Annotated in this window: 18 protein-coding genes and 1 pseudogene; 3 read left to right on the forward strand and 16 right to left on the reverse strand. The window is 31.8% G+C overall.

Annotation, left to right across the window (positions count from 1 at the left end):
- Positions 1–348: 348 nt before the first annotated feature.
- The 8 genes from ABCM86_RS00785 to ABCM86_RS00820 form a co-directional block, all read right to left on the reverse strand.
- Entirely contained in the window at positions 349–1,002 is a 654-nt protein-coding gene (locus ABCM86_RS00785; RefSeq protein WP_343003250.1) for a DUF3786 domain-containing protein, read from the reverse strand.
- Between the two features lie 129 nt (positions 1,003–1,131).
- The gene (locus tag ABCM86_RS00790; RefSeq protein ID WP_343003251.1) at positions 1,132–2,244 is read right to left on the reverse strand and encodes a DHHW family protein; all 1,113 of its coding nucleotides are present in this window, start codon (positions 2,242–2,244) and stop codon (positions 1,132–1,134) included.
- 11 nt (positions 2,245–2,255) lie between these two features.
- A complete protein-coding gene (locus ABCM86_RS00795; RefSeq protein ID WP_343003252.1) occupies positions 2,256–3,659 on the reverse strand; it encodes an MBOAT family O-acyltransferase in 1,404 nt (467 codons plus the stop codon).
- Between the two features lie 61 nt (positions 3,660–3,720).
- Positions 3,721–4,221, reverse strand: a complete 501-nt coding sequence (locus ABCM86_RS00800; RefSeq protein ID WP_295676793.1) for a hypothetical protein — start codon at positions 4,219–4,221, stop codon at positions 3,721–3,723.
- Between the two features lie 97 nt (positions 4,222–4,318).
- A complete protein-coding gene (locus tag ABCM86_RS00805; RefSeq protein WP_195929718.1) occupies positions 4,319–5,260 on the reverse strand; it encodes a DUF362 domain-containing protein in 942 nt (313 codons plus the stop codon).
- 179 nt (positions 5,261–5,439) lie between these two features.
- Positions 5,440–5,853, reverse strand: coding sequence for a peptide deformylase (locus tag ABCM86_RS00810; RefSeq protein WP_343003253.1), 414 nt, complete (start codon positions 5,851–5,853; stop codon positions 5,440–5,442).
- A 250-nt stretch (positions 5,854–6,103) separates the two neighbouring features.
- Entirely contained in the window at positions 6,104–7,906 is a 1,803-nt protein-coding gene (gene uidA / locus ABCM86_RS00815) for a beta-glucuronidase (RefSeq protein WP_343003254.1), read from the reverse strand.
- A 124-nt stretch (positions 7,907–8,030) separates the two neighbouring features.
- Positions 8,031–8,357 (reverse strand): TetR-like C-terminal domain-containing protein, encoded by a 327-nt coding sequence (locus ABCM86_RS00820; RefSeq protein ID WP_343003255.1) that lies wholly within the window; start codon positions 8,355–8,357, stop codon positions 8,031–8,033.
- A 49-nt stretch (positions 8,358–8,406) separates the two neighbouring features.
- Between ABCM86_RS00820 and ABCM86_RS00825 the strand changes: the two genes are divergently transcribed.
- A complete protein-coding gene (locus tag ABCM86_RS00825) occupies positions 8,407–8,529 on the forward strand; it encodes an ATP-binding cassette domain-containing protein (protein WP_343003324.1) in 123 nt (40 codons plus the stop codon).
- A 53-nt stretch (positions 8,530–8,582) separates the two neighbouring features.
- Here ABCM86_RS00825 and ABCM86_RS00830 read toward each other — a convergent pair.
- Positions 8,583–9,341 (reverse strand): annotated as a pseudogene (locus tag ABCM86_RS00830) (aldo/keto reductase); the annotation flags it as partial.
- Positions 9,342–9,558: 217 nt separating this feature from the next.
- On the reverse strand, positions 9,559–10,542 hold the full coding sequence (locus ABCM86_RS00835) for a Gfo/Idh/MocA family oxidoreductase (RefSeq protein ID WP_343003256.1): 984 nt from the start codon (positions 10,540–10,542) through the stop codon (positions 9,559–9,561).
- Positions 10,543–10,799: 257 nt separating this feature from the next.
- Here ABCM86_RS00835 and ABCM86_RS00840 point away from each other — a divergent pair, with 257 nt between their 5' ends.
- Entirely contained in the window at positions 10,800–11,234 is a 435-nt protein-coding gene (locus ABCM86_RS00840) for a MarR family winged helix-turn-helix transcriptional regulator (protein WP_195930807.1), read from the forward strand.
- A 145-nt stretch (positions 11,235–11,379) separates the two neighbouring features.
- Positions 11,380–12,768 (forward strand): MATE family efflux transporter, encoded by a 1,389-nt coding sequence (locus ABCM86_RS00845; RefSeq protein WP_195930806.1) that lies wholly within the window; start codon positions 11,380–11,382, stop codon positions 12,766–12,768.
- 135 nt (positions 12,769–12,903) lie between these two features.
- On the opposite strand, the gene ABCM86_RS00850 is transcribed toward ABCM86_RS00845, so the two are convergent.
- From ABCM86_RS00850 to ABCM86_RS00875, 6 genes are all read right to left on the reverse strand, one after another.
- Positions 12,904–13,230 carry a DUF3784 domain-containing protein gene (locus tag ABCM86_RS00850; protein ID WP_022071309.1) on the reverse strand — a complete coding sequence of 109 codons (327 nt, stop codon included), beginning with the start codon at positions 13,228–13,230 and terminating at the stop codon, positions 12,904–12,906.
- Positions 13,231–13,492: 262 nt separating this feature from the next.
- Entirely contained in the window at positions 13,493–14,701 is a 1,209-nt protein-coding gene (locus tag ABCM86_RS00855; RefSeq protein WP_195930805.1) for a class I SAM-dependent methyltransferase, read from the reverse strand.
- A 204-nt stretch (positions 14,702–14,905) separates the two neighbouring features.
- A complete protein-coding gene (locus tag ABCM86_RS00860; protein WP_195930804.1) occupies positions 14,906–15,244 on the reverse strand; it encodes a hypothetical protein in 339 nt (112 codons plus the stop codon).
- A gap of 359 nt (positions 15,245–15,603) precedes the next feature.
- A complete protein-coding gene (locus tag ABCM86_RS00865) occupies positions 15,604–15,813 on the reverse strand; it encodes a hypothetical protein (protein ID WP_295677719.1) in 210 nt (69 codons plus the stop codon).
- 313 nt (positions 15,814–16,126) lie between these two features.
- Positions 16,127–17,254 carry a hypothetical protein gene (locus tag ABCM86_RS00870; RefSeq protein ID WP_343003257.1) on the reverse strand — a complete coding sequence of 376 codons (1,128 nt, stop codon included), beginning with the start codon at positions 17,252–17,254 and terminating at the stop codon, positions 16,127–16,129.
- Positions 17,255–17,646: 392 nt separating this feature from the next.
- Positions 17,647–20,385, reverse strand: a complete 2,739-nt coding sequence (locus ABCM86_RS00875) for an FtsX-like permease family protein (RefSeq protein WP_343003258.1) — start codon at positions 20,383–20,385, stop codon at positions 17,647–17,649.
- Between the last annotated feature and the right edge of the window lie 8 nt (positions 20,386–20,393).

The following is a 20,393-nucleotide window of genomic DNA, read 5'->3' on the forward strand; positions in this document are numbered from 1 at the left end:
AGTTCCTAATACCTCAATAATAGATTTTAAGATATGCATTAAATGAATATTTTTAGTTGTAATCTTTTTAATAATTTTTGAATGATTTTTTTGTAATTTATAATTATCTGTTTCTATATATCTTCCTAATTTGACCCTAAAGCTACCATGAATAATATTACTAAGCTCTGAAATTTGTTTATATTCTCCATCTTTTCTCCTTAAAAATAATCATGCTTTATTAATAAATATATCTTTTCCCTTAATTTATTGAATTTTTTACTTTTATCTGCTCCACTATACCATAAAGTCGACATCATTTTCCATATTTATTACAGTTTTGTAATATAATGTAATAAATTTGAAAATTTATTTCATCTCAAATCCATTTAAGTTATTGTCGAGCCCTGCTATTTGGACCAGTCTTTCAACCCCGACTGATGCAATTGTGACTATGCTTTCTTCGTGGATGAAATCTGTAGAACCTAAATCAAATAGCATACTTGCTCTAGCTTCAAATTCTTCGTCTTCATCCCAAAATAAAAACTGAATCGGCATACATTCAAATGCATTTATTTCATACCCCATGTCAGATGCTTTTATCCTTTTTGCTCCTATTTTTTCGCATGCGTATTGTAATTTATCCATATGACCTGCGAATGTTTCTGCAAAAGGTTTTAAGACAGTTCTTACGAATGCGGGCTTAAATTGAGATGTATTTTTTAGTTTTTCAAACGTTACCCACTCGCCTTTTATTTTAGCCCCTGGTTTCACATAGTAAAACAAAAGATATATGTTGAATTTTTCTGAGATAGAGATTGGAAGATCATCTTCCATTGAAATAATTTCCCCAGTTTCAATATGTATACCGAACTTTCTGCCAAAGTGGTATATTGTAAGATAATCTCCCTCAAGTTTAAGCTCTGGCACAAGAACTCTAAGTCGGTCTTTGTCCATATTCACAAAGACTTCTTGCCATCTTAAGCATGCTGCTTCATAATTTGATGTTATTTTTCTTTTCATATATTCCCCCTATTTATTACTTATTATCTGCTATCTTTTATTTTATCTCTAAAGTAGATTTTTGTAAAACTTCTAACTTATATATGTTTTTATATAATTTTTTGTAAAATGCTTGCAGTTTGTTTATTTTTATCTAAAAAACTTGGCAATTATACTGCTATTATTCAAAATTGATGTATTATACATAAATAAAACATCGCTATTTTCTTTTATTTTTATATATTTTTCAAACTGCGTTGAATTTATATATCTCAAATCTATAAGATGTATTTTTGAATAATTTTTTATTAAAAGTGGCGATAAACTGCTCCCAAACGAATCCCTAAATATATAGAGCTCTTTGCCTGTTGTGTTTGATGGATTTTCGATAGTTAAAAGAGATTTCGCCCCACCTAAAAACACATCATATGAATCTACGTTTTTAAAGTCTTTGTCGTCGTATACTTTTACATATTTTTGTTTTTCATAATCATACACCTTGCAATTTTCTATTGTTTTGTCATTTAAGTATGTCAACTTGTCTGGTTTTATATTAGACGCCGATTGACCGTAGTATGAACCGTAGAAATTCTCAAATACTTTTTTTCTATAAGCATCATTTCTTTTTTTATCATTATCCATGGATTTCAGTATTTTGTCTGCAACTTGTGTTAGGTTTTCTTGCTTCCAATGCAAGTCAGTCCTATAGTAATCTCCAATTTTTAAATCATTTGTAATATCTATATAATCCATATTATGAGTGTTGTTTTTCATTATATTTATAAGTTTTTCATAATCTAGGTGTAGATAACCATTTTTCTGTGCTACAAAGTAGTTCTTGTCAGGAACTATTGTGTAGTATATATTTGAATTTTTAAAATAAGTCTGGGCTATTTTGTTGTATAAATTAGCACTGTTGTAAATTGAGTTTTCGTTTAATTTATACTCCATTTTATAAATCCCGTCATCTACTATATAGATATCGTTGTTGTCTTTTTCGTGAAATATCTTTGTATTTACAAAAGTCTTTATCTTTCTGAAGTTTTCCCTAAGATAAAATTGATCTAGTAAGTATTCTTCCATCTCTTCAAAATAGTTTCCATTTAATAATTTTTCTATCTTAAATTCTGGAAGTTGTGCTAATTTACGTCTTTCTTCATAAGATATTTCTTTGTCTTTTGCAAAAATATTTACTATCATAAATAAAACTAAGAAAATTCCAAAACTACAGCTTATAACTATGTTTTTTATTTTTGTGTTCATCTTAATCCCTCCTAGAACCTAAAATATAAAAACGGATTAAACGAACCGTCTATTAAATATGCTGTCACAACAACTAATAAAACTATGTTTAATATTGGATTTATTGTAGAGACTACTTTTTGCCCTGTGACATTTTTGTTTACCTTTTGAATAATATTTTTCAAAATAGGCGTCGCACCTATCACACTTACTATCAAAAGTACTGTGTAGCTTTTTAGATAATAAGTAGAAAAATCATTGTATAAATCTAACCCCCTAAAATTAAACATATTGTAAAGACTTGACCACAAATCTTTTATATTTTCATTATTAAAAATAACAAAACTTATTATGATAAAGAATTTTGCATATATATGTTGAATTAATGCTGGGAGTTTGCTCAATATATTTTGTAAAAACAGATTTTCTATTATAAGAAGTAGAGCAAAATAAAGCCCCCACAAAATAAAGTTCCAGCTATCTCCATGCCAAAGCCCTGTCAAACTCCACACTATAAGTAAGTTAAAAATCCATCTTCCCCTGCTCACTCTGTTTCCACCTAGAGGAATATATACATAATCTCTAAAAAAGCTAGAAAGCGAAATATGCCATCTTCTCCAAAATTCTTTTATGCTCTTTGATATAAATGGATAGTTGAAGTTTTCTAAAAAGTCAAACCCAAACATCCTCCCAAGCCCGATTGCCATGTCGCTATATCCCGAAAAATCGTAGTAAATCTGTAGAGAAAAGAAAATCGCCACCATCCAATAAGACAGGACGCTTTTTTCATTACTCTTAGTCATAATGTCGACTATCATTCCTAAGTTGTTTGCCAAGATAATCTTTTTAGCAAGACCAACCACAAATCGATTTACACCGTATGCAAATTTATCAAATGAATGTGTTCTGTTTTTTAGCTCATCTTCTATCGTAGTATATCTCACAATAGGCCCTGCGATAAGTTGTGGGAATAGACATACATAAGTCGCAAAATCTACAAAACTTCTACATACTTTAGCATCTTTTTTATACACATCCACAATATAACTAAGCCCTTGGAAAGTGTAAAAACTAATTCCAATCGGCAACACAAGTCTCAATAGTTTTATATTTGAATTTGAGATGTAATTTATGTTTTTTATTATAAAATCCATATATTTAAATACAATTAAAATACCCAAACTCACTACTAAACCGCTTACTAAAAATAATTTTGAATATCCTTTTTCTCTAAATTTCTCTATTAAAATACCGTGAATATACGCACTAAACGCCGATATCAACATCAACACTGTGTATTTTGGCTCTCCATAAAAATAGAAAAATAAACTCGCCAATAATAAGATAATATTTTTATATTTGTCTTTAGATACAAAATATAAAATCAAAGTAATTGGCAAGAAATAATATAAAAAACTTACACTCGAAAATAACACTTTTAACCTCCAAATTTATATAATAATAGCCTGAAAAATTTCTTCTCAGGCTATCTTTTTTCTATTTTGAATTTGCTAAGTTTAAGAAAGCTTCTTTTATTGGAGTCGCTTCTTCTTTATCCGCCATTAAAAATAGTACTACGTTTCCTACGTTTTCTACTACTACTTCTTCAGCTTCAACACATATCCATTTTCTTGGATTTGCATTTTCTTTTATTTGTTTTTTCACAGCTTCGACATCTGCATTATCGTCTAATCTAAGTAATACTAATTCATAAGCGATTGCATTCATGCTTGGCTCTGAACATATACCTTCTTTGAAGTCTATGTTGCTATCTCCTAAGTACATATCTGCATTTGATTTATCTAATGTAATATTTTCATATCCTTTTAGATAATCATTCATCTCTTTGTCGTCGAAATTAGCCGTTTCGTAGATTTTTTCTACGATTTTTGTTAAGTCCTCTGATAAACCTGGATCTGATTTAGTTTTATTTGAACTACACCCTACTAATGAAAGTAGCATTATTGTCGCCATAAAAATACTTATAAATTTTTTCATGCGCCTTCTCCTTATATTTTAAATTATCTTCAATTTATCATAATAATATAAGTTACTCAAGTTACAAAAAGTTACAAGATTTTTTATATTTTTCAGCTTATTTTTTGTTCTCGTCGTGTAAGTCTTTTACATATTTTTGGTCTAAGATGCTCTTTTTGTCGCCATATGCACATTTGCTGAATAGCTGTTCTGCCTCTTTAACATCAAGCCCCTTTATAGTCATCTTTTGTGGCTCGGCCTCTCCAAGATTATCTTTATAAAGCATGTATAGATAATTTACGGCTTGTGGCAAAAATCCAAGCAATCTCGCACCGATACAGTCTGCTGCAACTGGGTCTGTGCCTGCGATTATAAGCCCTGGTGTGTCTACTGCCTTTCCGAAAATTGGCCCAGTTCCTATCATAGCCTTGTCCATACTTATTATAGATAAATCAATTGGAACTTGTTTTGCAAAACTGCGTATAAATCCATGCAAGTCTTCGTGGATTCCTGTGTTCTTTTTCGGAAATCCATGCACACTAGCAGGAGGATACCCAAGACAGATGTTTTTGATGCTCGCTGTGATTGTCGCCTCTTCGTGGTATTTAAGTTGAGTAAATGAAATTATAACATCTGCATCTTCAATTACTTTGTTTAAAGGTGTCGATTTTAAAATCGGTCCGTCTAGCTCTATATCAAAGAAAGGACCGTAGTTCATATCTACAAACTTTACGTTTTCTTCTTCTATTATTTTGTCAAATCCCGCAGTTTGTAAGACCTTCATGCTATCAGTTCCTCCAGATCCAAATGCTATGTATATTTCTGATGGCTCTCTTTGTTTTACATATTGTATTAATTTTTTAAGCGTCTTTGGTCCTGATACAACCCCATCTTTCGGCTTTTTATCTTTCACTCCATTTGGTGTGATTATTACCTTGTCGCCCTTTTTTATAATTTTATCCACAGGCAACATATCAAGCGCCTTTTCAAGCGAATGACCCTCTGTCATTCCTTTTGTAATTGCTATTATCGGTTCTTTTATTTTTCGATTATGTCTCATGCTTTCACCTCTAGTTAGAGTTTTTGCAATTTTGGGTTTATTATGCATTCACTTCGTTCATGTCGCCAACGAATCAAAGATTATGTTGCTTAAAATTCGCTATGCTCATATCGCCAACGAATCGGAGATTCCGTTGCTTTAAAAAAGGAGTAGATATATTTTATACCTACTCCTTTTTGTTAGATTATTATACCCTCAAAGTGGTCCATTTCGTGTTGGATTATTTGGGCTACGAATCCGTTAAATACTTGTGTTTTTTCTTTGAAATTTGCATCTAGATATTTTACTTCTATTGTTTCGTATCTAGTTGTTGGTCTTGCTCCTTCTAAAGACAGACAGCTTTCTTCTGCTTTGTAAGGTTTTTCTTTTTTTAGTATAACAGGGTTTACCATAGGGACTATTATATTTCCTCCTACAGCAAAAACTAGTATTGTCTTTTTGAACCCTATCATATTTGCCGCAAGCCCTACACAACTGTCAAGATTTGCTTTTAGTGTATCGATTAAATCAGTTACTATTGATTTATCTTCTTTTGTTGCTGGCTCTGATTTTTGTTCTAGAAATAATACATCTTTTACTATTTGTCTTATCATTGCTATCCCCCTTGTATTTCCTATAAATTATAATTATTCGATTTCTGCTTTTTTAATTCCATATATATTCTAAATGTTTTTGCTCTTGATGTCACTATTTATCTAATACTTCTATAATTTAATATTACACTATATTTTGATTTGTTGTTTAGAATTTTAATAATAAAAAATAAACGGCAAATTTAAAATTTACCGTTTACTTATATGTGTGCTTTTTTATATTCAATTAATACTTTTAAAGCAAAATCTACTATTTAGTTTTGTACCCAAAGTCAGGTATGTTATGCCATCTATTGCGTAGATAGTGTGCTGCCATTTTAGGTTTTCTATCTCTTGTAAATACTCCCTTTTTGTTTCCTTGAACACGTATTATACCTTGGCTTGTTGCAAAATCAGCAAAGTTCCATACTTGTTCTCCTATGAAGTTAGGGAATTTATCAACTACTTCATGGTTAGCTTCTAAGTACTCTACTTGGTATTCTTCTGTGAACATAACTGAAGTAGTGTCGCGCATTCCACAAACTGTATCTGCACCATATTCAGTAAACATTACTGGTTTACCTGGGCATCTTTTATTCCATCCTTCAAGTTCTGCATTTAGGTACATTTTTGCAGCTTCTAAATCTCCACCTTGAGCATACCATCCGTAGTATCTGTTTAAGCAAAGTACATCTACTAACTCTGCTATTTGACATCTATCTGGTGTAGATTTTAAGTAAGTAACTACTGTTACAGGTCTTTTTTGTGGGTCTAATTCTCTTGTTAATTCTATAAGTGGTTTGAAATATCCATCTGCACCTTTTTCATCTGATGCTGGCTCATTTGCAACAGACCACATTACTACACAAGGGTGGTTTTTATCTCTTGCTACTAATTCTCTTATTATATCTTGGTGATGTTCAAAAGTTTGGATTTCTTTCCATGTATCTCTTTTTTCTCCACCAGCCATCATTGTAGCCATGAAGTTTAAATGTACACCAACAGCAGGAGTTTCGTCTATAACAACTATACCTTCTCTATCTGCTAGTCTCATTATTTCTTCTGAATAAGGGTAGTGAGCTGTTCTAAATGAGTTTGCTCCTATCCATTTCATTAAGTTGAAATCTTTAACATTTAATGCTTCGTCGAATCCTCTTCCGTGTATGTGAGAGTCTTCGTGTTTTCCAAATCCTTTGAAGTAGAATGGTTTATTGTTTATTAAAAATTGTCCATCTGCTACTTTTACAGTTCTAACCCCAAAAGGTTGTTCATATGTATCTATTATTTCATCATTATTTACTAAATCTACTTTTAAGTTATATAAGTAAGCATTCATTGGCTCCCATAACTTAACATCTTCTATTTGTAAATTACCTTTTGCTCCTTCGCCTCTAGCTACTACGTTGTTATCTTCGTCTATTATGCTTACAACAACGTTTGCATCTCCATTAACTTCTACTTCATAATTTACTTTTCCTAAAGTATTTTCAAAATCAGTTACTACAGTAACGTCTTTTACAAAAGTTTTAGGAGTAGTATATATTTTTACTGGTCTGTGAATTCCTGCATAGTTGAAGAAGTCAAAGTTAACAGGATTTGTGATTTTTGTTGAACCATCTGGTAATTTAGTTTCGTGTATCATACCAACTGGTAATGTACTTTCATCTAATATATTGTTTACTGCAACAGTTACTCTGTTTTTCCCAACAGCAACAACATCATTTAATTCAGCTTCAAATGGTGTAAAGCCACCTTTATGCTCAACTAATAATTTTCCATTAACGTATACTTTAGCATGATGAGTAGCTGATCCAAATCTAAGAACTACTCTTTCATCTAACATATTCTTATTTATTATAAATTCTCTTTCATACCATACCCATCCTACATGGTCTCTAAATTCTGCACTTTCTACTAAATCATTGTAAGAAGATGGAACAGCCATTCTTATAGCATCTTTAAGTCCAGATTCATTCCATTTTTCTTCAAATCCAGTACCTTTGTCTAATTTAAAGTTCCATATACCATTTAAGTCAATAACTTGTCTAGTTTCTGTCATTATTGGATATAACATTTTTTCACCCCATCATTAATTTTTTATTTATATATTTATGCTAGTATACTATCATATTGTTAAAACAAAAACAATATTTTTCCAAATACTTTTTTACAAATGATAATTTTTTCATGTTACTTTTTTACAGGTTTCTACTTTTTAGTAACTTTGTCATTTCTTCCCCTGATTCCTGCATTCCTCTCAAAAACCATTCTTCAATCCACCCATAAATACCATTAGCAATAAAAGCTACCGTATAGGCATCAAGATTTGTATACTCCTCCTTAGGTCCTAAAAGCTCCATAATAATATCTTTAAGAAAATACAAAATCCCCCTATCTTTTAATAGTAAATAGAAATCCTTGTATTCTGTGAGATAGGCAAATATATCTCCAATAATATCATCCTCACTATAATCGCTCATCATTTTACAATGATTTTCATGCCATTCATTTACTGTTAAGTGCATATACTCTTTGATTACACTATCTTTATCCTCATAGTTTCTATAAAAAGAAATACGGCTAACTGGAGATTTAGTTCAAACAGCTCTTAATTATGTAAGCTTAAATCTTCGTGACAATGAACTTGTTGCTATTCTTGGGCCAAGTGGTTCCGGGAAAACTACTCTACTAATTTGAGATGTTGTGCAGTTATATTTTTCTTCTAAAGCTTTTATCTTTTCTCCTCTTTTAAGGTTACCTTCAGTAAAGTAAGGGCTATCTATAACAGCCTCTTTTCCTTTAGTTTCAAGCTTTTGGAAAAACCCACTGCATAATCCGAAGTATGGCATAGCTAGATTATTAGAGTTTTTATGATACTTTATCATTTCTTTATCCATAGTTACCATAGTTTCATCAGGGAATGGTTTCATATTGTCAGATGCAATATTAAATAACATTTGATTAGCCACAAATCCTCTATATCCCTTTTCCTTGCAATAATTATCTGCTTCTATCATCCTTTCAGTTGTCCAGTTTGAACATCCATAATATCTTATTTTACCTTGTTTAACAAAAGATTCCATAACCCCTATTAAGTCACTTACAGGTTGGCTTAAGTCATCTCTATGATAAAAATATATGTCTATACAATCTATACCTAATGCTTTTAAGCTTAAGTTTAAGTCATACTCCATATCCTCTTTACTCATTCTACTTATATTCATAGTATCCATTTTAGGATGTCCACCTTTAGTCATTATAACTAAATCATCTCTTCTACCTCTATGCTTTATCCAATCACCTATAACTCTTTCTGCACGACCTATCTCTGGTTCAACCCAATCAGAGTAAATTCTTGCACAGTCTATAACATTTCCACCTAGGTTAATATATCTTTCTAATATTTCAAACGCATCTTCATTATCCCATGCAAGTCCAGCGTTTACTGTTCCAAATCCTATTTTACTTAATACTAAGTCAGTATTTTTTATTTTTATATTATTTGACATCTTTGTCCACCTTTCTTGTCTTATATAAATTCGTCAACCTATTTGGCTAGTTGAAATAGTTTTCTGCAGTGTATTGTATTATTTATTTTATCATATGCTTGCTAATATTATTTTTTAATTTTATTTTGTATAGCAAAATACTCATATCTAATTGATATGAGTATTGGTGGATTTTTATAAAATTTCAGCATTATATTATTATATACGTACTATGTATTTATCTTCTCTCCTCAGGATAAACAAGTCCCCACTCTCTTCTTATCCCAGTCATTATCTCCATAACATCTTTCGTATAGTCAAGGTGAGCGACTTCTCTATCGCCCATTACTGCTTTTTCCATGTCTTGCATTTCGTAAAACAGTGCATCTTCGTGTTTGCCGACTTCGATTTCTTCTCTTGCGCCTGTTTCTGTATAAGTTATGACTGCTTTTTGTGCTCTTGGGTATTCCATAATTTCGATATAACCTTTGTCACAAGATATCATCCCTCGTTTTGGTTGTTTTGAATGAAGTGTAAGTGATATTGTCGCCATCTCTTGCTCATCGTTCATAAGAAGGATTCCTGCTTGTTCGTCTACTCCTGTTGGTGCGTATTTCACCTGGCTTAGCACTTGGTTTGGTTTTGATGACATAAACCATCTCACAAATGAAATAGCATAAACTCCTATATCGAGAAGTGCTCCACCTGCTAGGTTCATATTGAAGAATCTATTTTTCATATTGTACTCTTTATAACTTCCGAAGTTCATCTGAATCATTCGCACTTCACCTAAGTCGCCACGCTCTACTATTTCTTTTAACTTTTTATATAAAGGCATGTGGTAAATCGTCATTGCCTCTGCTAACACGACGTTGTTTTTCTCTGCAAGTTCGATCGCTTTGTTTAACTCGTCGCTATTTAATGTTATTGATTTCTCGCAAAGTATATGTTTGCCGTTAGAGATCGCCTCCATCATAAAGTCTATATGTGTGTTGTGTGGTGTTGTTATATAGATTATGTCCACATTTTTATCAGAAAACATCTCGTGAAAATCGTCGTATACCTTTTGTACTCCGTATTTTTCTGCAAAATCAACTGCCTTACTATGCGTTCTGTTGCCGACTGCATATATTGATTTGCCCGCTTTTTTCAAAGCATTTGCCATTTCATTTGCAACTACCCCTGTTCCTAATATTGCCCAATTAAATTCCCTTTTGTTCATAATTTCCTCCAAATATTATTTATTTTCTCTGTTGTAAGTTTATCACTATATATTTATTTTACCAATATTTTTTGGTGATTTATATTCTTGGTTTAAGTTGTATATTAATATCTATATCAATATACTTATTTATTGAGATACTTATTTATTGAGATACTTATTTATTGATATTTTTGAATTATCGTTGTAATATTGTTTTGTGCAAAACAATTATAGATAAATAGTTTTGTACAAAACATTTTTTCTAGGAGGCAAATATGAAATCACAATTTCCAATAGGACTACATATAAATAAGCTTAGTCGTATAATATCGAGAAAGGTGGACGCTGCTGTTTTAAACGTGATTGATGACAATATCACAGTATCTCAGGCATATGTAATAGATTTTATAACTGACAATAAAGACAAAGACATATTCCAAAAGGACTTGGAGCTTGAGTTTGATTTAAAGCGTTCTTCGGTAAGTCTTATGCTTAATAATATGGAAAAACACGATCTTATAAAGAGGGTGCCAGTAGCTGGTGATGCCCGTTTGAAAAAACTTGTTTTAACAGAAAAGGCTGTTGAAATATCAAGGAAAATCTCATCTGCTATAGATTCTGTTGAAGGTAAATTATTAGAAAATATGGAGCAAGACGAGATAAACAGTCTTTTAAATATGTTGGGTAAAATTAGATCAAATATTGAATAGCACTGTTATTTTAAATTAAAGATTATCAATATAAGTCTATATATATAAATTGATTTATATTGATATAAATCTATCTATATTGATATAAACCTTATATAAATCAATGAAAATAACTATATTAAAATTTGGAAAGGAAGGCACATATATGTCAAAGGTTAAAGATTTTACACAGGGAAAAATTTTCTCACCTCTAGTAACATTCATCATCCCTATATTAGCGGCATTATTTTTGCAGACTATGTATGGTGCGGTGGATTTACTTGTAGTTGGTAGATTTGGTCATGCGGCGGATGTTTCTGCTGTTTCGACTGGGAGTCAATTTATGCAAGTTATAACTCTTACAGTTACAGGGCTTGCAATGGGAATAACTATATTAATAGGTCAAAAACTAGGTCAAGGAAAGAAAAAGGACGCTGGTGATGTTGTCGGCAGCGGTATCTCAATATTTGCAGTAATAGCAATCATCTTAACTATTGTTTTCGTTACATTTGCGCCAGGCGTTGCGTCATTTATGAATGCACCAAAAGAGGCATTTGATAGCACTTCAACTTATATCAGAATTTGTTGTGCTGGGTCTATTTTTATAGTTGCATACAACGTAATCGGCGGTATTTTTAGAGGGCTTGGAGATGCAAAAACTCCACTTATGACTGTTTTAATAGCATGTATTGTAAATATTGTAGGCGATTTAGTATTTGTCGGTTATTTTAATATGGCATCTACTGGGGCTGCGTTTGCAACTGTTCTTGCACAAGCTGTCAGCGTTATTTTATCGCTAGTAATAATCGCAAAAAGAGGATTGCCTTTTGAGTTTTCGCTAAAAAGCATAAAATTCCACAAAGGGCTAACTTCACAAATAATAAAATTCGGTGCACCGATAGCTCTACAAGAACTACTTGTTCAAATATCATTCTTAGTAATCGTAATGATTGGTAATTCTATGGGTGTTGTTCCATCAGCTGGTATGGGTGTTGCCCAAAAACTAGCGGCGTTTATAATGCTTGTTCCATCGTCATTCTCACAAGGTGTTTCGGCATTTGTGGCACAAAACTACGGAGCACAAAAATACGACAGAGCAAAAAAAGCACTTATTTATGCAATTGGAACTTCATTATGCTGTGGTGTTTGCATGTTCTTCTTGGCATTTTTCAAAGGAGATATGCTTTCTTCGATATTCTCTACTGATCATGAAGTTATTCTTGCTGCTTGGGATTATCTAAAATCATATGCAATAGACTGCTTCTTTACTGCATTTTTATTCTGCATGATTGGTTTCTTAAATGGATGTGGAAAAACAACAATCGTAATGATTCAAGGTATAGTCGGTGCGTTCTTCGTGAGAATACCTGTTGCTTATGTTATGAGTAAAATTGAACCAGTTTCTTTATTTAGAGTTGGTCTTGCAACTCCATCATCTACAATTGTTCAAATCGTAATATGTGGTGTTTATTTATTCTTCTTGTCGAGAACATTATTTAAAAAAGAAGAAACAAATGATGCCCCTAACCATGAATTATGTGATGCAGAAGCATAAGAAAATTATAATAAAATCTGTATGATAATAAAAAAAATAAGCATGTCTTAGTAATGTCAACAGATACTAAGGCATGCTTGTTTAATTTGTTGTAAGTGATTCGCAATATATTAATATTGTTTAATACTAATAAAATTAATTATTAGTATTAATTTTATACTTATCAAATCTAAAAGTAACAGTAAATTTCACAAAGTATACAATCCAAATAACAATCGATATCCATAAAACTAATTTAGATATTAGAACATAGCCAATTGCTCCTACTAAAAGTATTAAAGCTAATTTTAACATTATTATTCCATAATCTTTACTTAGTTTAAATTCATCATATAATTCTCTTTCATTTTTTGATATGAAATAATATCCAGTGATTAATATGGATGCTTTATCTTTAAGAAGAAAAAACATACATGATACGAATAATAATGCACATGACATAAATAATGAAATTTTCAACATACTAATTCCCCCCTTCATTTCATTCGTAATATATAACAATTGCGAACTTAATTATATTATATATTATTAATCACTAAGTTAGCTATCAGAATCTATTTTCAATCCATTTTAATTATATATTGACAGTTTCACAGGCTTATGTAATAGACTTTATATTAACTTCGCAAAATGCGTATAATATTGCAATCATCTAAAATCTAAAATAAATCAAATATATTAAAAACTCCCACATCGAAATTTAAATCAACATGGGAGTTTTTATCTATTTTACAAGTTTTTCTCTCTCTTCTATACTATGATATTCTGTAACCTTATGACCAATTCTTCCGATAAAGTTAGACATTGCTCTGATTTCATTTATAGCTTTATCTTTTTCTATTCCTTCTGTTACTAATTCTCTACGGCCAACATTACTGTATTTGTAAGTTACATATTTATCTCCAACTTTCCAAACTTCTCTTCTCTCACTACCTACTCCAGTTTTATAGTCTATTTGTGTACCATATACTAATTCTTTTTCGCCAAGTGCTTTAAATTGTAGTTCTATTGCAAATTCGTCTTCTATGTCTTTTTGTTTATTTAAAATTGGAAGTTTATTATATATTTCAATAGCATCATAAAATCCTATTTCATCTCTTTCAGTTTTATCAAATACTATAAGTGGCATTTGTTCAACATCATTAAGTTCGTTAAATTGGATTTTACACATAGCATCTGTATCTGCATATAATCCTGATGCATGCATAGATTTTATAAAGTTTAATATCTCTTCAAGACCATCTAATCTCTCGAATGTTATAAGTTTTGCATCATGTGTCATTACCTTTTCTACGCTTTTGAAGAATTTAAGTACACTATTTGCAACAACTATTGAATTTTCAACCTCATCTATGCTCCAAAAGCTTTTTAATTTAGGTAAATTAGTAATTTCAAGCATTGATCTATTAGATATAACTAAATCAAATTTTTCTTCTTTAAAGAATTTGTCCACTTTTTTTGCATCAACTGCTTCAAACTTTACATTCTCAACCCCTAGTTTTTGAGCTATTTCCTCTGCACATTTAATTCCCTTTTTACACTTATCCACACCAATTATTTCTGAATTTGGATAAAGATTTGCAATAAAACAAGTAGTTATACCATTGTCACATCCTAAATCAAGTATTTTCTTTCCATCTAGGTTTTTATCATATGAATTTTTAAAATCTATAAACCATGCAAAAAATTGTCTATATAAATCATAGTAATATCCGGCAAAATCCATAGTTGTTTCTAAATCTTTATTTTTTACCGTGTATATTTTTCCGTTTCCTTTATCTTTTCTAAGAGCTACTGCCAAATCCAAATCTTGTGTTAAATTCACCTTATGCTTTTCATCTATTTTCTTGAAAAATTCATCTCTATCATTTTCCTCTAGTATTCCTAATTTTTCAAAAAACTCCCCTATCACATTGTTGTTTAATTGTTCCATAATGCTAAATTTCTCCTTTAATATTCCCTTTTCCCATTTTATCTCTTATCAATAACTACTCTATACAACCCCATAAAAATTATTTTTAGTATATCGTAATTATGCCTATTTATATTATAACGTTTTTTATATTCATTTGTATTTTATTCCAACATATAGTTTTTTAATATAAAAAGACCAGGTATTGCTACCTAGCCTTTCGTTTTATAGTTCATTATTAAAGAATATTTTTACTTCGCTGTCTTTGAAGTCAATTCTGTAATAGTCGTATTCGTCATCTTCATCATAATACTCAGTAAACATGTCAAATGCTTCTGTTGCATGTACTAATTTTTCAATAGAATCTACTTTGAATTTTTCCATGTTCACATTTGTGTTGAAATATATACCAGTTATCCCCTTGTTTGTGTCCATCTTTAGCGAACTCGCATCATTTAAATATATATCGAATGCATTTGTTGTGATATATATACATTCTAGATCCTTTTGAGTTATTCTTTCTAACTCTGCTAATATTTCTTCTGGTTTTATTATTTCTATCATGTTATACCCCTCCCATTTTGGTCTTTAATTGTAGTATACCACAATATTCCAGTACCGAAACATTATTTAAATATTAATATTATTTTTCAGAGTTTGATAAATTTTCTGTGCAGAATAGATTGATTGCATCTTTTGCCATTTGTTCATCTGCATCCACTGGTATTCCTGATGCCATCCAATAAGCATATTTACCTTGGTCATATTTGCATAATTCGTCTAAATCACTGCCATAGCGAAACTCAATATGATAAGTTGATTGTGGTGTGTCGGGTGCTAAGCAGAAGTAAGTGAATTCGCCTGCATCTTTGTCAGCTGTTTCAAATTGATAAAATCCTGTGTTTTCATCATATCCAACATATTTATATGTATATAAAATCGTGGATTTTTCTCATCTTATACACCCTGTTTCGATTTAAATACTCCATCTCATTAAACGCATCTTCTCCTTTTAAATCACTCAAAAAAAGTAGTAATTCCAATACTTTTATCTTTAAATACCCAGGTTTTCTGTTTTCTTTTATTGAATATAATTCCGAAAAAATATGCTCTATCGACTCATTCGCCCTCATCAAGAAAAACTTCCCCTCATCACAATTAAATTAAGCAGCGCACAAGCACTGCTTAATCAAACTATATATCTAAAATTTAAATCATTTGTTATTTATAATCGAATTAGCTCCTATAAATGCGGTTACAGTCGTTGCTATTGCAGGTCGTGTATGATATTAAATGATTATTTTTAAATGTCATAGATTGTCCTTTATTTTTTAGGGAAACTATATGATAATACTGCCAAATTTATATTACTGACTTCGATTTGATTACTCGCTTTTTATTACTAACTTCTATTTCATTACTTGCTTCTTAATTACTAACTTTTTATTACTCACTTTGTTTTAATGCGCCTACTTCGGGGCCGATACTTGTTAAGTCGATATTGTTTATGCTGCAAAAATATTTTAGAAGGTCATCTGCAGATTTTTCGTACTTTGTACCCTTTTTCATGTCTGCAATATCTCTCAAAACTTGTACTGCCATTTGGTCTGTCATATATCTAAACAAGCCAGTTCCCCATCTTGTGTTTTCCTTTTTTCCGCTGTTGCTGTAATAATTCCAAAAGAGCATTTTTTTCGCTTCACCTTCTGAAAGTTTTATTCTATATCTCGATTTTGGAGCCGACATAACGTATCCTTCTTCGTTATTTTCAGGGTCGCCCGCAAACACCTCATCAATCAAAAACACCGCAAATATATATCGCTTGTCTTCTGCCATGTCTGGATTTACAGTTGTTAAGATTGCAAGGTGATTTTCCTTCGCTCCGACTATTCTTCTTGGAACTGACTCCCTTTTTTCATCGAGGGTAGCGCCTGCATATGCAGTCCAATTTTTCAACAAATCACTTTCATAGCAAATACCCTCATCTTCATAAATTTGCTCCAACTTATCTCTATCAATCATATTGTCGTAATAATGTCGACATGCGCAGTCTTGGAATTTGCACCATTCGCCCCTGCCCCTATCGATATTTTGAGCAATCGTTCTGTTACTACATATCCCACTAAATCCAACTTGTTCGCTGGACTTACCACCATCACAATAATTGCACTTAAATGCTATATTATGCCCTTTATCACTCTTGTTATGCTTGCCCTTTTCCTTTGTAGAAGTTATTTTCTTACCTTCCTTTTTCGCTCTCTTTCCTACTTTTGTCTTTCTAATTATCGGCTCATCCCTAATAAGATTTTTCTGTTCTTTTTCAATCTCTCTTTGTCTGATGATTGCCTCTTTTCTATCTATATCTTCCTTTTTTTGTACCAAATCAGCCACATAAGCCTTGAATTTTTCGTCCTTCGCTCTAATAATGTTTTTAAAAATATCTGGGAATTGGAATTCTTTTTGGTCACCAGAGAAATCAACGATAATATATGACTCTCTCTCTCTGATTTTATGATCACAAATTTTCCCCTCCCCAAGAGATTTGTGCTCAACAACTTGACCTATAACATTCATTTTATCTTCCCCCTTTTTATAAATAATCTATCTTTTTTAATTAAATTAGACTATATTTATGCTCGAACTAAAACTGCCCATACTATAATTATACATTAAAATTGTTCGAAAAATAATCAAATAAATTTGAAAATTTTTTGAACCTGGCTTTGCTTATATCGCGCCCACCTGTAAAATAAAAAAATTCACTTCGCTCATTGCGCCAACGACTGCGTCCGTTGCTTAAAATTCACTTCGTTCATGGCGCTAACGACTGTGTCCGTTGCTTTAGTTAATAGGTTGGAAATTATACATTATCCACAAACCAGATAATATATAATTTCCTTATAATTAAAAAAAGTAGGGGTATTTTTATATACACCTACTTTTGCTTACTTTTATTCTGCTCTCTTCTATTCGACTGATTTTAATGCATCTATCATATTTATGTTTTTCAATCTTATATGCATCATAAACATAACACATACGGCGAAAATCATTGTGATGATCCCCGCTATTACATAAGTCACCATATGAACTACTGGTATCAGCATCATATTGTCGAGTTCTGACGTGCTGACTAGGAATAAATATAAGAATCGACCTAATACAGAGCCTGCAAGAATTCCTAAAAGAGTTAGGATTATGTTCTCTCTGAATATATACATGTCGACTTCATTGTCGTAGAAACCTAGCACTTTTATTGTCGAAATCTCTCTTATACGCTCAGATATATTTATATTTATAAGATTGTATAAAACGACAAATGCTAAACTTCCCGATGCACCTATAATAACTAACATAACTAGCCCTAAATCCGCTGATTCACTCATGCTTCTTATCTTAGATGCTAATGTCACATTTGTGACTTTGTTGTTGTTCATTATTTTTTCGGCTACTTTATCCTCGTCATCTACATTGTCTTTAAAGTTTAAAAGTTGCGCGTTATAGCTCGCTTTTTGTCCGAATACCTTGTTGTAATATGTCGGTGATAAATATACATAGTGTCCTGAATAATTCTCCGTAATATGATCGACTTTTATTTTATATGGATTATTTTCAGAATCCCTCATAACTATCTCGTCGCCAACTTTTGCATCTAAAAGTTTCGCTAATTTTTCATTTATAATAGCCCCATCGTCGCTTAACTCATACTTTTCACCAGTCTCCCTGTTGTATAATCCCATATACTTAGATAATTCTTTCGGTTTTTCTGGTACATACATAGTCGCCGTTTGCTTGCTTATTGTCTTTTTATTAAACGTAACTGAGTCTTGATATACATTTAAGCTGCTTTTGTATTCAGGCAAGTTTTTTAAATTATCTTCGTATTCCTTGTCGTCTTCTTGTGTCGAATCTTCACCAAATACTACAAGTGCATCGTATTTTATTATCTTGCCAAACTGTATGTCGCTTACATTGTCGTTTGAATATTGAAGTCCCAACCCTGCTATTAATATAGCTGTACACCCAGCTATTCCTATAATCGTCATCAACATTCTTTGTTTATATCTGAAAAGATTTCTGCAAGTTACCTTTTGGTTGAAGTTTAATCTTTTCCAAATTGGAGTTATTCTCTCAAGCAAGATTTTTTTCCCTACTTTTGGAGCCTTAACCCTCATCAACGCTGATGGTTGTTCGTGAAGTTCTTGTTTTAATACAAATATCGACGCTCCTACTGTACAAACTAGCGAGCATAACACCGACTGTATTATATATGATGGATATAGCTGTAGTTTGACTTTTGGTAGCATAAACGCAGAGCCGTAGGCTTGGCTTATTATCTGCGGAAGTATCCCGCACCCAACAGCAATTCCAAGCGCACTTCCCGCCAGGGTTGCTGACGTTGCATACACGATAAACTTTTTAGCTATCTCATAATCTCTATACCCAAGTGCCTTCAACGTACCTATCTCCGTACGATTTTCCTCCACCATTCTCGTCATAGTCGTCAAACAAATCAACGCCGCAACCAAGAAGAAGAACACAGGAAACACAGACGCAATCTTGTCCAAACTCTCAATCGATCCCTTATAAGTCGAATAACCCGAGTTGTCTTCCCTATCAAAATAATAGTACTTACTTCCCGCAAGCTGCTTATCCAACTCACTTATCTTCTCATCAATAATCGCCGACTGATTAGTCGCCATTCCTGCCCCTTGATAAGATAAATTTCCTCCTGAAAGCTGACTACCACCTTGATTAACATTACTATTTTGTTGATTTACAACTTCACTACTTTGCTGATTTATAATCTTGCTATTTGGCTGATTTGCTACTTCACCACTTTGCTGATTTAAAACTCCTTGTCCAGATGATTTCATCATCTGCTCCATCTGTTTTTGCATTTCATCTTCCATAGATTTTTTAGCATCAGCTTTCACTTCTTCAATTCGCTCAACTTGCCTTTTTGAATATAAATCCTCAAGGTATTTTGTATTTTTCTCCATTGTCTCTTTATACTCATCACTATACGCACCTAACTTGGCCGTATTTGCAAATCTCACATAGATTTCTGTATATGTGTCTAGGTCTAAGTCTTTGCTATTTATCACCGCGAAATAGTCTATACTTCCCTTTCCGACAGTCGTTGTACCCCTCGAAAGGTAGTCTATATACATTGGACTTTGCACAAAACCTACTATTTTAAAAGATTTCTTTTTAAAATATGCTTCCGTATCTTCGTCCGATTCTACTTTATAAGTATCGCCAATTTTTAAATTAGGGTTGTCTTTCAATGCCTGCTCATCAAGTGCAATTTCACCACTATTTTTAGGCATTCTTCCTTCAACAACTTCTAACTTATTCATAGTCGAATTTTGTTTGTACTCCATAAATTTGACAACATTTTTCGTGTTTGTCATATTTACATCCACGCTTTTTGTAGCATAATAGTCGCTTATTTTATCGTTATCTTCTAACAATTTTAAATCATTTTCATTAAGACCAAGACTCGAAACAATCTTACTGTCCATAAGCCCTCTCTCATTAAAATAATCATTTATTGTTTTTTCAAGATCAGGCCCACTCGATTTAATCCCTGCATAAAAAGCAACTCCTAAAAAAATTATCGCCATTATTGAGATAAATCTCGCCTTTGAAGATGCAATTTCCCTTTTGATTGATTTATTATAAGTCTTATTTTTTGCCATATCACATC

Source organism: Clostridium sp. 2218st1_F5_2218SCRN_220325 (genome assembly GCF_039062665.1).
Taxonomy (GTDB): domain Bacteria; phylum Bacillota; class Clostridia; order Peptostreptococcales; family Peptostreptococcaceae; genus Intestinibacter.

Coding starts and splice junctions, on each gene's coding strand:
- ABCM86_RS00875 (WP_343003258.1), bottom strand. CDS start 20,385: ATGGCAAAAAATAAGACTTATAATAAATCAATCAAAAGGGAAATTGCA.
- ABCM86_RS00845 (WP_195930806.1), top strand. CDS start 11,380: ATGTCAAAGGTTAAAGATTTTACACAGGGAAAAATTTTCTCACCTCTA.
- ABCM86_RS00835 (WP_343003256.1), bottom strand. CDS start 10,542: ATGAACAAAAGGGAATTTAATTGGGCAATATTAGGAACAGGGGTAGTT.
- ABCM86_RS00865 (WP_295677719.1), bottom strand. CDS start 15,813: ATGAGGGCGAATGAGTCGATAGAGCATATTTTTTCGGAATTATATTCA.
- ABCM86_RS00860 (WP_195930804.1), bottom strand. CDS start 15,244: ATGATAGAAATAATAAAACCAGAAGAAATATTAGCAGAGTTAGAAAGA.
- ABCM86_RS00790 (WP_343003251.1), bottom strand. CDS start 2,244: ATGAACACAAAAATAAAAAACATAGTTATAAGCTGTAGTTTTGGAATT.
- ABCM86_RS00840 (WP_195930807.1), top strand. CDS start 10,800: ATGAAATCACAATTTCCAATAGGACTACATATAAATAAGCTTAGTCGT.
- uidA (WP_343003254.1), bottom strand. CDS start 7,906: ATGTTATATCCAATAATGACAGAAACTAGACAAGTTATTGACTTAAAT.
- ABCM86_RS00820 (WP_343003255.1), bottom strand. CDS start 8,357: ATGCACTTAACAGTAAATGAATGGCATGAAAATCATTGTAAAATGATG.
- ABCM86_RS00800 (WP_295676793.1), bottom strand. CDS start 4,221: ATGAAAAAATTTATAAGTATTTTTATGGCGACAATAATGCTACTTTCA.
- ABCM86_RS00855 (WP_195930805.1), bottom strand. CDS start 14,701: ATGGAACAATTAAACAACAATGTGATAGGGGAGTTTTTTGAAAAATTA.
- ABCM86_RS00810 (WP_343003253.1), bottom strand. CDS start 5,853: ATGATAAGACAAATAGTAAAAGATGTATTATTTCTAGAACAAAAATCA.
- ABCM86_RS00785 (WP_343003250.1), bottom strand. CDS start 1,002: ATGAAAAGAAAAATAACATCAAATTATGAAGCAGCATGCTTAAGATGG.
- ABCM86_RS00850 (WP_022071309.1), bottom strand. CDS start 13,230: ATGTTGAAAATTTCATTATTTATGTCATGTGCATTATTATTCGTATCA.
- ABCM86_RS00870 (WP_343003257.1), bottom strand. CDS start 17,254: ATGAATGTTATAGGTCAAGTTGTTGAGCACAAATCTCTTGGGGAGGGG.
- ABCM86_RS00805 (WP_195929718.1), bottom strand. CDS start 5,260: ATGAGACATAATCGAAAAATAAAAGAACCGATAATAGCAATTACAAAA.